This is a genomic window from Streptomyces sp. OR43 (assembly GCF_008042275.1).
Taxonomy (GTDB): domain Bacteria; phylum Actinomycetota; class Actinomycetes; order Streptomycetales; family Streptomycetaceae; genus Streptomyces.
Genome location: NZ_RDBK01000043.1, coordinates 2,649,906 through 2,663,558 on the forward strand (window position 1 = coordinate 2,649,906; position 13,653 = coordinate 2,663,558).

Annotated in this window: 13 protein-coding genes and 1 pseudogene; 7 read left to right on the top strand and 7 right to left on the bottom strand. The window is 72.1% G+C overall.

Going from position 1 to position 13,653, the window contains the following annotated elements; genetic code table 11:
• Positions 1 to 226: 226 nt before the first annotated feature.
• Both EAO72_RS30935 and EAO72_RS30940 read right to left on the bottom strand, forming a co-directional pair.
• Positions 227 to 826, bottom strand: a pseudogene (locus tag EAO72_RS30935) (TetR/AcrR family transcriptional regulator); the annotation flags it as partial.
• 172 nt (positions 827 to 998) lie between these two features.
• On the bottom strand, positions 999 to 2,753 hold the full coding sequence (locus EAO72_RS30940) for an acetyl/propionyl/methylcrotonyl-CoA carboxylase subunit alpha (RefSeq protein WP_148020386.1): 1,755 nt from the start codon (positions 2,751 to 2,753) through the stop codon (positions 999 to 1,001).
• A gap of 393 nt (positions 2,754 to 3,146) precedes the next feature.
• On the opposite strand from EAO72_RS30940, the gene EAO72_RS30945 reads away from it, so the two are divergent.
• Positions 3,147 to 3,605, top strand: a complete 459-nt coding sequence (locus EAO72_RS30945) for a hypothetical protein (protein ID WP_148020387.1) — start codon at positions 3,147 to 3,149, stop codon at positions 3,603 to 3,605.
• A gap of 10 nt (positions 3,606 to 3,615) precedes the next feature.
• On the opposite strand, the gene EAO72_RS30950 is transcribed toward EAO72_RS30945, so the two are convergent.
• The 4 genes from EAO72_RS30950 to EAO72_RS30960 all read right to left on the bottom strand — a co-directional run bounded on the left by EAO72_RS30950 (position 3,616) and on the right by EAO72_RS30960 (position 6,282).
• Positions 3,616 to 4,233: a Maf family protein gene (locus tag EAO72_RS30950; protein WP_148020388.1), complete on the bottom strand. Its 618-nt coding sequence runs from the start codon at positions 4,231 to 4,233 to the stop codon at positions 3,616 to 3,618.
• Positions 4,234 to 4,266: 33 nt separating this feature from the next.
• Positions 4,267 to 4,395, bottom strand: a complete 129-nt coding sequence (gene mmpB / locus EAO72_RS43435) for a morphogenic membrane protein MmpB (RefSeq protein ID WP_261991678.1) — start codon at positions 4,393 to 4,395, stop codon at positions 4,267 to 4,269.
• Positions 4,396 to 4,477: 82 nt separating this feature from the next.
• Positions 4,478 to 4,684, bottom strand: a complete 207-nt coding sequence (locus EAO72_RS30955; RefSeq protein WP_148020389.1) for an acyl-CoA carboxylase epsilon subunit — start codon at positions 4,682 to 4,684, stop codon at positions 4,478 to 4,480.
• 14 nt (positions 4,685 to 4,698) lie between these two features.
• On the bottom strand, positions 4,699 to 6,282 hold the full coding sequence (locus EAO72_RS30960; protein ID WP_148020390.1) for an acyl-CoA carboxylase subunit beta: 1,584 nt from the start codon (positions 6,280 to 6,282) through the stop codon (positions 4,699 to 4,701).
• A 157-nt stretch (positions 6,283 to 6,439) separates the two neighbouring features.
• On the opposite strand from EAO72_RS30960, the gene EAO72_RS30965 reads away from it, so the two are divergent.
• The 5 genes from EAO72_RS30965 to hutH all read left to right on the top strand — a co-directional run bounded on the left by EAO72_RS30965 (position 6,440) and on the right by hutH (position 12,533).
• Entirely contained in the window at positions 6,440 to 7,342 is a 903-nt protein-coding gene (locus EAO72_RS30965) for a biotin--[acetyl-CoA-carboxylase] ligase (protein ID WP_148020391.1), read from the top strand.
• A gap of 142 nt (positions 7,343 to 7,484) precedes the next feature.
• Positions 7,485 to 8,654, top strand: a complete 1,170-nt coding sequence (locus EAO72_RS30970; RefSeq protein ID WP_148020392.1) for an adenylate/guanylate cyclase domain-containing protein — start codon at positions 7,485 to 7,487, stop codon at positions 8,652 to 8,654.
• Positions 8,655 to 8,808: 154 nt separating this feature from the next.
• Positions 8,809 to 9,621, top strand: a complete 813-nt coding sequence (locus EAO72_RS30975; protein WP_148020393.1) for an enoyl-CoA hydratase/isomerase family protein — start codon at positions 8,809 to 8,811, stop codon at positions 9,619 to 9,621.
• 96 nt (positions 9,622 to 9,717) lie between these two features.
• Entirely contained in the window at positions 9,718 to 10,947 is a 1,230-nt protein-coding gene (locus tag EAO72_RS30980; protein ID WP_148020394.1) for a GGDEF domain-containing protein, read from the top strand.
• A gap of 35 nt (positions 10,948 to 10,982) precedes the next feature.
• A complete protein-coding gene (gene hutH / locus EAO72_RS30985) occupies positions 10,983 to 12,533 on the top strand; it encodes a histidine ammonia-lyase (RefSeq protein ID WP_148020395.1) in 1,551 nt (516 codons plus the stop codon).
• A gap of 60 nt (positions 12,534 to 12,593) precedes the next feature.
• Here hutH and EAO72_RS30990 read toward each other — a convergent pair whose 3' ends face one another.
• The gene (locus EAO72_RS30990) at positions 12,594 to 12,881 is read right to left on the bottom strand and encodes an LPXTG cell wall anchor domain-containing protein (RefSeq protein WP_148020396.1); all 288 of its coding nucleotides are present in this window, start codon (positions 12,879 to 12,881) and stop codon (positions 12,594 to 12,596) included.
• Between the two features lie 183 nt (positions 12,882 to 13,064).
• Between EAO72_RS30990 and EAO72_RS30995 the strand changes: the two genes are divergently transcribed.
• Positions 13,065 to 13,469 (top strand): hypothetical protein, encoded by a 405-nt coding sequence (locus EAO72_RS30995; protein ID WP_261991679.1) that lies wholly within the window; start codon positions 13,065 to 13,067, stop codon positions 13,467 to 13,469.
• Positions 13,470 to 13,653: the final 184 nt, after the last annotated feature.

The following is a 13,653-nucleotide window of genomic DNA, read 5'->3' on the forward strand; positions in this document are numbered from 1 at the left end:
CGGTCCCCGCGCCTCAAACGCCGGCGGGGCTGAGAGCGGCCCCACGAGCCGGGATCGAGACGGGCAACACTGAGAGCGGCCCCCAGAGCCCGGATCGAGACGGGCAACGCCGAGGGCGGCACCCGAGCCCGGATGACACCAGGCAACGCCAAGAGCGGCCCCCAAGCCCGGACCAAGACGGGCAACCCCGAGAGCGGCACCCTGGGCCCGGATCGGGACGGGGCAAGGCTGGATGGGCGGGCCGGCCCCGCAACGTCAGCGTCAGCAACCGCTCCGCCAGTGCCGGATCGTCCGGTGACTGCTCCGCGGCCAGCGCGATCGCGTTCGTCAGCTGCATCAGGTCGTCGATGGACACCTCGGCCCGTACCGCCCCGCTCGACTGCGCCCGGGCCAGCAGCACCGAACCCGCCTCGCGCAACGGCACGTTGCACGGCGACAGGGCCGAGGTCTCGTCCCGGCACGTCGACATGAGTGCCTGGGCCAGCCCCCGGTACTCACCCGCATGAGTGATGAGCGCGCCCAGCCACTCCACCAGGCCGGTGCACGGCTGCTCCGCCCCGGCCAGTTCGCGGGAGCGGGCGATCAGGGCGGCCACGGCCTCCTGGAAGACCGCGCTCATCAGCGCGTGACGGGTCGGGAAGTGCCGGTACAGGGTGCCGATGCCGACGCCCGCCCGACGCGCGACGTCCTCCAGGGAGGCGTCCGTGCCGTGCTCGGCGAAGGAGTCGCGGGCCTCGGTGAGCAGCCGGTCGTAGTTGCGGCGCGCGTCGGCGCGCATGGGCCGGTCCGGCGTGCGGACCGCTGTCCCTGCCGTACTGATCGCCATTGCGCAGTCCTCCCTGTGTCCGCCCCGGGGTCCAGGATGCCACCGGCTAACCGGAGGTGCCCTCCGTAACGCTGAACGGGCGGCTCGTTCCCCGCAATGACCGGCGCCCCGGTCACGTCCTACGACATGAGCGGGGCGCCGGTGGAACAGGTGGGAACGGCTGCCGTGCGGGTCAGTCCTTGATCTCGCAGATGACGGCGCCGGAGGAGACCGAGCTGCCGACCTCGGCGGCCAGGCCCTTGATGGTGCCGGCGCGGTGCGCGTTGAGCGGCTGTTCCATCTTCATGGCCTCCAGGACGACGATCAGGTCGCCCTCCTTGACCTCCTGGCCCTCTTCCACCGCGATCTTCACGATGGTGCCCTGCATCGGGGAGGCGAGGGTGTCGCCGGAGACGGCCGAGCCGGACTTCTTCGCCGCGCGGCGCTTGGGCTTGGCGCCCGCCGCGAGTCCCGTGCGGGCCAGGCTCATGCCGAGCGAGGAGGGCAGCGAGACCTCCAGGCGCTTGCCGCCGACCTCGACGACGACCGTCTCGCGGCCGGACTCCTCGTCCGCCTCCGTGTCGGCCGGCGCGGCGAACGGCTTGATCTCGTTGACGAACTCCGTCTCGATCCAGCGGGTGTGGATGCGGAACGGGTCGGACGTGAACGCGGGGTCGACGACGACCGCGCGGTGGAAGGGGATGGCGGTGGCCATGCCCTCGACGTTGAACTCGGCCAGGGCGCGGGCCGCGCGCTGGAGCGCCTGCTCACGTGTCGCGCCGGTCACGATCAGCTTGGCGAGCAGGGAGTCCCAGGCCGGGCCGATGACCGAGCCGGACTCCACGCCCGCGTCGAGGCGGACGCCGGGGCCGGTCGGCGGTGCGAACACGGTGACGGTGCCGGGGGCGGGCAGGAAGCCGCGGCCCGGGTCCTCGCCGTTGATGCGGAACTCGAAGGAGTGACCGCGGACGGCCGGGTCGTCGTAACCGAGCTCCTCGCCGTCGGCGATGCGGAACATCTCGCGTACGAGGTCGAGGCCGGTGACCTCCTCGGTGACCGGGTGCTCGACCTGGAGGCGGGTGTTGACCTCCAGGAAGGAGATCGTGCCGTCCGTGCCGACGAGGAACTCGACCGTGCCGGCGCCGACGTAGCCGGCCTCCTTCAGGATCGCCTTGGACGCCGCGTACAGCTCCGCGTTCTGGGCCTCGGAGAGGAAGGGCGCGGGCGCCTCCTCGACCAGCTTCTGGTGGCGGCGCTGGAGCGAGCAGTCACGGGTGGAGACGACGACCACGTTGCCGTGGGTGTCGGCCAGGCACTGGGTCTCCACGTGCCGCGGCTTGTCGAGGTAGCGCTCCACGAAGCACTCCCCGCGCCCGAACGCGGCGACGGCCTCACGGACGGCGGAGTCGTACAGCTCCGGGATCTCCTCCAGCGTGCGCGCGACCTTCAGCCCGCGTCCGCCACCGCCGAACGCGGCCTTGATCGCGATCGGCAGCCCGTGCTCCTTCGCGAAGGCCACGACCTCGGCGGAACCCTCGACCGGGTCGGGGGTGCCCGCGACGAGCGGGGCGCCGGCGCGCTGGGCGATGTGCCGGGCGGCGACCTTGTCACCGAGGTCCCGGATCGCCTGCGGCGGCGGGCCGATCCACGTGAGACCGGCGTCGAGCACGGCCTGGGCGAACTCGGCGTTCTCCGAGAGGAAGCCGTAACCCGGGTGGATCGCGTCCGCCCCGGAGTCCTTGGCCGCCTGGAGCACCTTGGCCATGTCCAGGTAGCTGGCGGCCGGGGTGTCACCGCCCAGAGCGAATGCCTCGTCGGCCGCACGCACATGCAGAGCGTCGCGGTCCGGGTCCGCGTAGACGGCCACGCTCCCGATTCCCGCGTCCCGGCAGGCACGGGCAACACGGACAGCAATTTCGCCACGGTTGGCGATGAGCACCTTGCGCACGATGGCTCCCTCCTTGAAACAAGCTGAGTTTAGGGACAACCGACACGGTCCTACGACCCGTCCCCACTGGTGAGCTTGCCCACACGGAGTGTGATTCGAGGCTTGCTCGAGTCGCGAAATCCCTTGTGGCACCACGGTACGCCGGGAACCATGACCGCACAGTAGCCACGAGGTGTGGTCCAGGTCTCTGTCGGCACGGGCACCGACTCCCGGTGTTTCTTTGTGGACTTCCTACTAACGGGCGCGTGATTCTTTGCGCGACGCACCTGGGCGCGGACAAGGGGGCGCGAAGTGGGGGCGTACGAGTGCGGGTAGGGGGCCGCCGAACCCCTTGTCCGAAGGATTACCCGTTAGTAGGGTCCGCGCTGTCGGACGTACTGCAGGTAACAGGGGGTGAGCGCCGTGGTGCGCAGGCCGGTGGCTTTCATAGCCGCGCTCGTGCTGTTCGCGGAAGCCGTGGGCATCGTGATCATCAACGTCGTCCTGGGAACGGTCGTGAAGAACCAGGACATGTCCCTGGCCGGCACCGATCCCGGTGTCATGTCCAAGGGGACCTGGGCGCTGGGCGGCGTCTCGGGACTGTTCCTGGTGCTCTGCGGCGTGCTGCTCCTGGTGGCCGGCATCCGCGACCGGGCCCCGGGCCGTGCCGCCCGGATCGTGCTCATCGGCTGCGCGGTCGTGCACGGCGTGCTGGGCGCGCTGACGGTCGGCCTGGTGGGCTGGGCGGCGTTCGCCCTCATGATGGTGGTGCTCGGACTGATCGTGCTGACCCTGGTGGCGTACGGCCCCGCCGACGGTGAACCGGCCGCCGGTGCCGAGCCCGAGCAGCCGGCGGCGCCGGCGCCGGCCTGATCCGGGCCGCTCAGACCCAGAGGTCGGTGACCTGGATCCCCAGCTCGCCCAGCAGCCGGCGCAGCAACGGCAGCGAGAGACCGATGACATTGCCCGGGTCGCCGTCGATGGAGTCGACGAACGGCGCCGAGCGCCCGTCGAGGGTGAAGGCGCCCGCGACGTGCAGCGGTTCGCCGGAGGCCACGTAGGCGGCGATCTCGGCGTCCGAGGGCTCGCCGAAACGGACCGTCGTGGACGCGGTCGCGGAGGCGGTGCGTCCGCTCGCGGTGTCGGTCAGGCAGTGGCCGGTCCGCAGGACCCCGGAGCGCCCTCGCATGGACTTCCAGCGGGCCGTGGCCTCCTCGGCGTCGGCCGGCTTGCCGAGCGCCAGGCCGTCCAGTTCGAGCACCGAGTCGCATCCGATGACCAGGGCCCCGGCGGCCTGCGGCAGCCCGGCCACCACCCCGGCCTTGGCCTCGGCCAGGACGAGCGCGAGCTCCGCCGGGGTCGGGGCGCTCAGCGCGTCCTCGTCGACCCCGCTGACGATCACCTCGGGGGCGAACCCGGCCTGCCGCAGCAGGGCGAGACGGGCGGGCGAGGCGGAGGCGAGTACGAGGCGGCGGGGCGCGGGGTCAGTCATGCGGGCCATCGTACAAATGAGCCGTACCCGCCGGAGACGGTGTCAGCGGGCGCCCAGGACGAACATCGCGATCACCATGGCCAGCGCGAGCACGAGGCCCGCGCGCCGGAGCATGTCCTGGGCGTCGCGCAGTTCCTTCGGCGGTTTGTTCTCGGGATCGGACCACAGCATGATCCGATCCTGCGGTGCGAACGGTGGCGGCGCCTGAGTACGCGTACTCAACCACCGCCCCACGCGTCGCGGAGGTGTCGCCCTACCCGGGCCAGTACGTACGCGCCCAGGCGCGCGGTCCCGGCAGCTGGCGGCCGCGCCGGGCCAGCCGGCCCGGGTCGGACCAGTGCGCGGGCAGTTCCGGCGCGCCGGACGACACGGCGGACGCCGCCGCCGCGCGCGCCTGCACCACCGCCAGAGCGGCGGCCAGCTCCTCCGGGGTCGGGTTGCCCCGTACGACCTTGATCATGGCCAGGACCCTTTCTAGAGGGGGATGTTGCCGTGCTTCTTCGGGGGCAGCGACTCCCGCTTGGTGCGCAGCTGCCGCAGACCCTTGACCACCTGGGCGCGGGTCTCGTGCGGCATGATCACCGCGTCCACGTAGCCGCGCTCGGCCGCCACGTACGGGTTGAGGAGCGCGTCCTCGTAGTCCGCCATCAGCTCGGCACGGGTCGCGTCCTGGTCCTCCGCGGCGGCGATCGTGCGGCGGTGCAGGATGTTGACGGCGCCCTGCGCGCCCATGACCGCGATCTGCGCGGTCGGCCAGGCGACGTTGATGTCGGCGCCCAGGTGCTTGGAGCCCATGACGTCGTAGGCGCCGCCGAACGCCTTGCGGGTGATCACCGTGATCAGCGGGACGGTCGCCTCGGCGTACGCGTAGATCAGCTTGGCGCCCCGGCGGATGATGCCGCCGTACTCCTGGTCGACACCCGGCAGGAAGCCCGGGACGTCGACGAAGGTCAGCACGGGCACGTTGAACGCGTCGCACGTGCGGACGAACCGGGCCGCCTTCTCGCTCGCGTTGATGTCCAGGCAGCCGGCGAACTGCATCGGCTGGTTGGCGACGATGCCGACCGGGTAGCCCTCGACGCGGCCGAAGCCGGTGAGGATGTTCGGCGCGAACAGGGCCTGGGTCTCCAGGAATTCGCCGTCGTCCAGCACGTGCTCGATCGCGGTGTGCATGTCGTACGGCTGGTTCGCCGAGTCCGGGATGAGCGTGTCGAGCTCGCGGTCCTCGTCGCTGACCGCCAGGTCCGCCTCCTCCGGGAAGGCCGGGGCCTCGGAGAGATTGTTCGACGGGAGGTAGGAGAGCAGCGACTTGACGTACTCGATGGCGTCCTTCTCGTCGCCCGCCATGTGGTGCGCCACACCCGAGGTGGTGTTGTGCGTACGGGCGCCGCCGAGCTCCTCGAAGCCGACGTCCTCGCCGGTGACCGTCTTGATGACGTCGGGCCCGGTGATGAACATGTGCGAGGTCTGGTCGACCATGACCGTGAAGTCGGTGATCGCGGGGGAGTAGACCGCGCCGCCCGCGCACGGTCCGACGATCAGCGAGATCTGCGGGATCACACCCGAGGCGTGCACGTTGCGGCGGAAGATCTCCGCGAAGAGGCCCAGCGCCGCGACACCCTCCTGGATGCGGGCGCCGCCGCCGTCGTTGATGCCGATGACCGGACAGCCGGTCTTCAGCGCGAAGTCCATCACCTTGACGATCTTCTCACCGTAGACCTCGCCGAGCGAGCCGCCGAAGATGGTGAAGTCCTGCGAGTACACGCAGACGGGGCGGCCGTCGACCGTGCCGTACCCGGTGACGACACCGTCCCCGTACGGCCGGTTCTTCTCGATGCCGAAGTTCGTCGAGCGGTGCCGGGCGAATTCGTCCAGTTCCACGAAGGAACCCTCGTCGAGCAGGAGGTCGACGCGCTCACGCGCGGTCAGCTTGCCCTTCGCGTGCTGCTTCTCCACCGCGCGCGCGGAACCCGCGTGGGTCGCCTCGTCGATACGGCGCTGCAGGTCCGCGAGCTTGCCCGCGGTGGTGTGGATGTCGATCTCTTCCGGCTCGGACATCGGGTGGCGGCTCCCTGCCTGGTCACGGGGACGACGGTGCTGCTGATCAGCGGATGAACGGCTGACGGCCCGCAGCGCTGTACGGCTACTGATCCGTAGCGTATCGGCGCGGATACCGTTCGGCAGTGCGTCGTTTGACACACCTAGGGTGGCTTGCATGACACCCTCGGATGCGCCACAGAGCCGTTGGTCGGACCTGGACCGGCCGCCCCTGAACGTTCCCGCGCTGCGCCGCGGACTGCTGCGGCCGGACGGGCTGTGGACCTCGCTCGACGTCGTCGACAGCACCGGTTCGACCAACTCCGACCTCGCGGGGCGCGCGGGCTCCCTCACCGAGGGTGCCGTCCTGGTCGCCGAGGAGCAGACCGCCGGGCGCGGCCGGCTGGACCGCACCTGGACCGCCCCGGCCCGCTCCGGCCTGTTCTTCTCGGTCTATCTGACGCCGGGCCCCGTCCCCGTCCAGCGATGGGGCTGGCTGCCGCTCCTGGCGGGGGTCGCCGTGGCGACCGGCCTGGCGCGGTCGGCCGGCGTCGACACGGCACTGAAATGGCCCAACGACCTGCTGGTCACCATCCCCGAGGACTCCGACGAGCTCCGTCCGGGGGAGACCTCATCCGGCCAGGAGCGCAAGACGGGCGGCATCCTCGCCGAGCGGGCCGGTGACGGCGTCGTCATCGGTATCGGCCTCAACGTCTCCCTGCGCGCCGACGAACTGCCCGCCCCCACCGCCGCCTCGCTCGCCCTCGCCGGAGCGGTCTCCACCGACCGGGAAACGCTGCTGCGGGGCGTACTGCGCTCACTGGAGCAGTGGTACGGGCAGTGGCGCGCGGCCGACGGCGACGCGGCGGCCAGCGGCCTCCAGGAGGCCTACGCGGCGGGCTGCGCCACGCTCGGCCGGACGGTACGGGCCCAGCTGCCCGGCGACCGCACGCTCACCGGCGAGGCGGTGGCGATCGACGGGGACGGCCGGCTGGTCCTGTCCTCGGGCGAGGGTCTGCGCGAGCCGGTCTCCGCGGGCGACATCGTGCACCTGCGCGGCGCGGAGGGTGGACTGACCTGAGAGGCGGTCCGAGCGGCACGCACGCCCCGACCCGTCGGGTAACGCCTCGGCGACGTGAGGTAGGGCACACCTGCCGTATCGTTGAGGCGATCCACCGACAGATCGGCAGGGCAGTGCGCAGGGAACGGGCAGGAGGCGGCTGGTGACCGTCGACGACACGACCTCCGGAGCGGGCGATGAGCCCTCGCCGGACTCCTCGGTCCACGCGACACCGCATCACGACGTCGACCACACGGCCGAACCGACCGACGACCCGCTCGCGATCCGGCTGGAACAGCTGATCCTGGGCGCCGACCGGCGCTACACCCCGTTCCAGGCCGCCCGGACCGCGGGCGTCTCCATGGACCTGGCGTCCCGGTTCTGGCGGGCCATGGGGTTCGCCGACATCGGCCAGGCCAAGGCGCTGACCGAGGCCGACGTCCTGGCGCTGCGGCGGCTCTCCGGTCTCGTCGAGGCGGGGCTGCTCAGCGAGCCGATGGCGATCCAGGTGGCCCGGTCGACCGGGCAGACCACCGCCCGGCTGGCGGAATGGCAGATCGATTCGTTCCTGGAGGGCCTCACCGAGCCGCCCGAGCCCGGAATGACCCGCACCGAGGTCACGTACCCCCTGATCGAACTGCTCCTGCCGGAGCTGGAGGAGTTCCTGGTCTACGTGTGGCGGCGCCAGCTCGCCGCCGCCACCGGCCGGGTCGTGCAGGCCGCGGACGACGAGGAGATGGTCGACCGGCGCCTGGCCGTCGGCTTCGCCGACCTCGTCGGGTTCACCCGGCTGACCCGCCGGCTGGAGGAGGAGGAGCTCGGCGAGCTCGTCGAGTCCTTCGAGACCACCTGCGCCGACCTCGTGGCCGCGCACGGCGGCCGGCTCATCAAGACCCTCGGCGACGAGGTGCTCTTCGCCGCCGACGACGCCGGCACGGCCTCCGAGATCGCGCTGCGCCTCATCGAGGCGATGACCCTGGACGAGACGATGCCGGCGCTGCGCGTCGGCATCGCGTTCGGCACCGTCACCACCCGGATGGGCGATGTCTTCGGCACCACGGTGAACCTCGCCAGCCGGCTGACGTCGATAGCGCCGAAGGACGCCGTCCTGGTGGACGGGGCGTTCGCCGAGGAGCTGACCCGGACCGGCGACGCTCCGGTCTCCGAGGCCCGGGCCGCGGAGGAGGCGGCTGCGGCGAAGGAGAGCGCGGACGGCGGGGAACCGGCTCCCGTGCCCAAGTACCGCTACGGGCTGCAGCCGATGTGGCAGCGCCCGGTGCGTGGTCTCGGCATCGTCGAACCGTGGCTGCTGGCCCGTCGCGGCACGTCCTGACCACCGCCCGACCGCTGCCTGGTGTCGCGGCCGGCCCGACCGAGCACTTCCTGACCTTCCGGCCGGCCCGTCCCGGCCGCCCCCTGACCTCCCGCCCCGGGAGAGCTCTAGGATCCCTCCGGTAACGCTCGTTAACCGATACAGGGGTGCAGTCATGACCGTCACGTCCGAGCAGCGGTTCGGGGAGTTCGTCGTCGTACGGGGCCACGAGGGGCTGGACCATGTCGCCGAGCTGGTCCTGGACCGGCCCAGGGCCATGAACGCGGTGTCCACGGACATGGCCCGCTCGATCGCCGCCGCCTGTGCCGCGCTCGCCGCCGACCCGGACGTCCGGGTCACCGTCCTCACCTCCAGCCACGAGCGGGCCTTCTGCGTGGGCGCGGACCTCAAGGAGCGCAACTCCTTCACGGACGCCGACCTGGTGCGCCAGCGGCCCACCGCGCGCGCCGCCTACACCGGGGTGCTGGAACTGCCCATGCCGACGATCGCCGCGGTGCACGGCTTCGCGCTGGGCGGCGGGTTCGAGCTGGCCCTGTCCTGCGATCTGATCGTGGCCGACCGGACCGCCCTGGTCGGTCTGCCGGAGGTGTCGGTCGGGGTCATCCCGGGCGGCGGCGGCACCCAGCTGCTGCCGCGCCGGATCGGGGCCGCGCGCGCCGCGGAGCTGATCTTCACCGCGCGCCGGGTGGAGGCGGCCGAGGCGCGGGAGCTGGGCCTGGTCGACGAGCTGGTCGCGGACGGTCAGGACCGGACCGAGGCGCTGGCGCTCGCCGGCCGGATCGCCGCGAACTCCCCGGTGGGGCTGCGCGCGGCCAAGCGGGCCCTGCGGCTCGGCCACGGGCTCGATCTGCGGGCCGGCCTGGAGGTCGAGGACGCCGCCTGGCGTTCGGTGGCCTTCTCCGGCGACCGGGCGGAGGGCGTGGCCGCGTTCAACGAGAAGCGGAAGCCGAACTGGCCCGGGGAGTGACCGGTGGGTGACTCCGCGCACTCGCGGTGCGACGCACCGTGTCCAAGGAAGGTCGCAAACTGATCAAATCATCGCAAATCTACATAAGCTGGTGCGATGGGTGGTGACGATGCGCGGCTGCGGGCCGTGGTTTCGCTTGCGCAGGCGATGGCGGCGGCGCACACCCCTCGGGGGTGCTGGCGGGCGGCGGCGCTGGGGGCGTGCGAGGCGCTGGGCGGCAGTTTCGCCGCGTTGTCGGTCTGGGAGCGCGGGCGCGGACGGCTGCGGGTCCTGGTCAACGCGGGCGAGCGGGCGGACGGGGAGGAGGAGTTCCCCGACGAGGAGACGTACCCCGTGCACCAGTTCCCGGAGATCACCGAGTTCCTGCACGAGCGGTGGGCCGGGGGCGGTGAGCCGGACGCCTGGGTGGAGACCGCCGACGGTCCGGTGGAGCCGGAGCCCGGGGACGCCGGTGCGGGGGGTGCGGATGTGTCGGGTGCGCATGGTTACCGGCGCGGCTACTGCCATCAGCGGGTGGCCGCGCTGCGCCGGCGCGGGCGTGGCTGCTGTGTCGTCGCGCCGATCGTGCTGCACGGGCGGGCCTGGGGCGAGCTCTATGTGGCGCGGCCGTCGGGGGAGCCGGTGTTCGACCGCCGGGACGCGGACTTCGCCACGGTCCTGGCGGCCGTCGTGGCCGCCGGGATCTCCCAGACGGAGCGCCTGGAGGAGGTGCGCAAGCTCGCCTTCACCGATCCGCTGACCGGCCTCGCCAACCGGCGGGCCGTCGACATGCGGCTGGACGAGGCGGTGGAGCGGCACCGGGAGGACGGCTCGGTGGTGAGCCTGGTGGTCTGCGATCTCAACGGCCTCAAGTGGGTCAACGACACGCACGGGCACGCCGTCGGCGACCGTCTGCTGGAACGTTTCGGCTCCGTGCTGTCACGGTGCGGGGCCATGCTGCCCGGAGCGCTCGCGGCCCGGCTCGGCGGGGACGAGTTCTGTCTGCTGGCCCTGGGTCCCGGGGCGGACGAGGTGATCGCGGTGGCCACGGAGCTCTGCGAGCGCGCCGCCGAGCTGGAGTTCGGCAACGGGGTCGCCTGCGGGATCGCGTCCACGGGGGACCCGATCGGACCGGTGGTCTCCGCCCGGCGGCTCTTCCGGCTCGCGGACGCGGCCCAGTACCGGGCGAAGGCGGCACGCTCCACGAAGCCCGTGGTGGCGGGGCGTGACGGCGAGGTCATCCGGCTGGCCGACTCCCCGCCGAAAGCCGCCCACGACCGCCGCCGGCTGCGGGGAGCGGTCCCCGGAGCGACGGACGAGGTAAGGGGTCACCCCGAGGACCACTAGTGACATGAAGGGTTTCAATCCGTACGCTTCTGAATATGGATATGCATACAGTCGTGGTGGGGACGTCCGGTACCAGCGCTCAGGACGTCATCGCCGTGGCCCGGGGCAACGCCCGTGTCGAGCTCTCCGCCGCCGCGGTGAGCGCCCTGGCCGCCGCCCGCGAGATCGTGGACGCGCTCGCCGCCAAGCCCGAGCCGGTCTACGGCGTCTCCACCGGATTCGGCGCCCTGGCCAGCCGCCACATCAGCCCGGAGCTCCGTGCGCAGCTCCAGCGCAACATCGTCCGCTCGCACGCCGCCGGCATGGGCCCGCGGGTCGAGCGCGAGGTCGTCAGGGCGCTGATGTTCCTGCGGCTGAAGACGGTCGCCTCGGGCCACACGGGCGTGCGGCCCGAGGTCGCGCAGACCATGGCCGACGTACTCAACGCCGGGATCACACCCGTCGTTCACGAGTACGGTTCCCTCGGCTGCTCCGGCGATCTGGCACCGCTCTCGCACTGCGCCCTGACCCTGATGGGTGAAGGTGACGCGGAGGGCCCCGACGGGACGGTCCGCCCGGCCGGCGAGCTCCTCGCCGCCCATGGCATCACTCCGGTCGAGCTGCGCGAGAAGGAGGGCCTCGCCCTCCTCAACGGCACCGACGGCATGCTCGGCATGCTCGTGATGGCCCTCGCCGACCTGCGCAGCCTCTACACCTCGGCCGACATCACCGCGGCCCTCTCCCTGGAGGCGCTGCTCGGTACGGACAAGGTCCTGGCCCCCGAACTGCACGCCATCCGCCCGCACCCCGGCCAGGGCGCAAGCGCCGACAACATGCTGCGGGTGCTGGCCGGTTCGGGTCTGACCGGCCATCACCAGGATGACGCGCCGCGCGTCCAGGACGCCTACTCCGTGCGCTGTGCGCCCCAGGTCAACGGCGCGGGCCGCGACACACTCGCGTACGCCGCGACCGTCGCCGACCGCGAACTGGCGTCCTCGGTCGACAACCCCGTCGTCCTCCCGGACGGTCGGGTCGAGTCCAACGGGAACTTCCACGGGGCACCGGTCGCGTACGTCCTGGACTTCCTGGCGATCGTCGCCGCCGACCTCGGCTCGATCGCCGAGCGCCGCACCGACCGGCTGCTGGACAAGAACCGTTCGCACGGCCTGCCGCCGTTCCTCGCCGACGACGCCGGTGTCGACTCCGGCCTGATGATCGCCCAGTACACGCAGGCCGCCCTGGTCAGCGAGATGAAGCGGCTCGCCGTCCCGGCCTCCGCCGACTCGATCCCGTCCTCCGCGATGCAGGAGGACCACGTCTCGATGGGCTGGTCGGCCGCGCGCAAGCTCCGTACCGCCGTCGACAACCTCGCTCGGATCGTGGCCGTCGAGCTCTACGCGGCGACCCGCGCCGTCGAACTGCGCGCCGCGCAGGGACTGACCCCGGCCCCGGCCTCGCTCGCGGCCATCGAGGCGCTGCGGGCGGCGGGCGTCGAGGGTCCGGGACCGGACCGCTTCCTGTCGCCGGACCTGGCCGCGGCGGACGCCTTCGTCCGGGCGGGCAAGCTCGTCGCGGCGGTCGAGCCGGTCACGGGGCCGCTGGCCTGACCGTACGACCTGCGCCGAGGCGGCCACCGGGTCCGCCCGGTGGCCGCCTCCGCGATCCGGTCACACGGCCGGTCGCGGGCCTCCGCGCCGGCCCGAGTAGGTCACGAAGCCCGCTCCGATCCCCAGGAACGCCATCCCGCCGATGAGGTACGGCGTCGTGTCGATGCCCGTCCCGGTGTCGGCGAGCGAGCCGGTGTCCGTCTGTGGCCCGGTGACGGCGGCGCTGCGGCCCGCCGAGCCCGGGGCCGTGGCCGCGTCGCCCGCGTTGGCGGACGGCACGAACCACAGGGCGCAGAGCAGCGTTCCCGCAGCGGTGGCGGTCAGGAGCGGGCGGCGGGTGATAGCCACGGAATCGATCCCCCTCGGGGCAGCCGTACGTACGAGGGCTTCCCGAATGCCGGGTCCCCTCAGGCCTGTTGCACCGATGCTAATGAACGCAGCGGGTCGCGGGAAAGCCATGGCGGCAGGCGGCTTACGCTCCGCCTCATGAGTACTTCTGAGTCATCACGATTCGTTCGCCTTCGTGTCGAAATGGTGTTGGAGATCACGGACCCCGAAGCCCTGAGCGGAACCGCCCTGGAAAGCCTCGCCGCGGAGTACGGCGAGCCCGGCGGGGAGTCCGCCGAAGAACGCACGCATGCCGAGGCCGCCGTACGGGAAGACGGTGCGGAGGCCCTTGCCTCGCTGATCGACCCGTTCGACCTGGTCAGCGAGGTTCCCGGGGTCGAGCTGACCCAGGCCTCCTGGAGCAGCGAGACCATCGACTACGACCCGGAGGACCCGGACGGATGGGACCTCGACGACGGCCAGGACGAGGACGGGGACGACTACGCCGACGAGGAAGCGGAAGAGGGCGACGGCGACCGGAGCACTTCCGGCGTCCCGCACAATGGGGAGAAGGACGACAAGCGCGGCAGCACGGAGCGGCGGGCCTAGCAGGTGGGAACACCGGCCCCGGCCCGCTTCGGCGGACCGGGGCCGGTGCGCGTGAGCGGCCGGTGGATCCGGATCGCGGACGTGCGGTACAACCGGGTCGTGCACCGGCTGGTACCCAGGTGACGAACAGCGGGAACCACCGCTGCCGCCACCGCGTCGATGAGTGGTGTTCCCCACATCCGAA

Coding starts and splice junctions, on each gene's coding strand:
- EAO72_RS30960 (WP_148020390.1), bottom strand. CDS start 6,282: ATGTCCGAGCCGGAAGAGATCGACATCCACACCACCGCGGGCAAGCTC.
- EAO72_RS30965 (WP_148020391.1), top strand. CDS start 6,440: ATGACACCCTCGGATGCGCCACAGAGCCGTTGGTCGGACCTGGACCGG.
- EAO72_RS30975 (WP_148020393.1), top strand. CDS start 8,809: ATGACCGTCACGTCCGAGCAGCGGTTCGGGGAGTTCGTCGTCGTACGG.
- EAO72_RS30955 (WP_148020389.1), bottom strand. CDS start 4,684: ATGATCAAGGTCGTACGGGGCAACCCGACCCCGGAGGAGCTGGCCGCC.
- EAO72_RS30980 (WP_148020394.1), top strand. CDS start 9,718: ATGGGTGGTGACGATGCGCGGCTGCGGGCCGTGGTTTCGCTTGCGCAG.
- hutH (WP_148020395.1), top strand. CDS start 10,983: ATGGATATGCATACAGTCGTGGTGGGGACGTCCGGTACCAGCGCTCAG.
- mmpB (WP_261991678.1), bottom strand. CDS start 4,395: ATGCTGTGGTCCGATCCCGAGAACAAACCGCCGAAGGAACTGCGCGAC.
- EAO72_RS30995 (WP_261991679.1), top strand. CDS start 13,065: ATGGTGTTGGAGATCACGGACCCCGAAGCCCTGAGCGGAACCGCCCTG.
- EAO72_RS30950 (WP_148020388.1), bottom strand. CDS start 4,233: ATGGCCCGCATGACTGACCCCGCGCCCCGCCGCCTCGTACTCGCCTCC.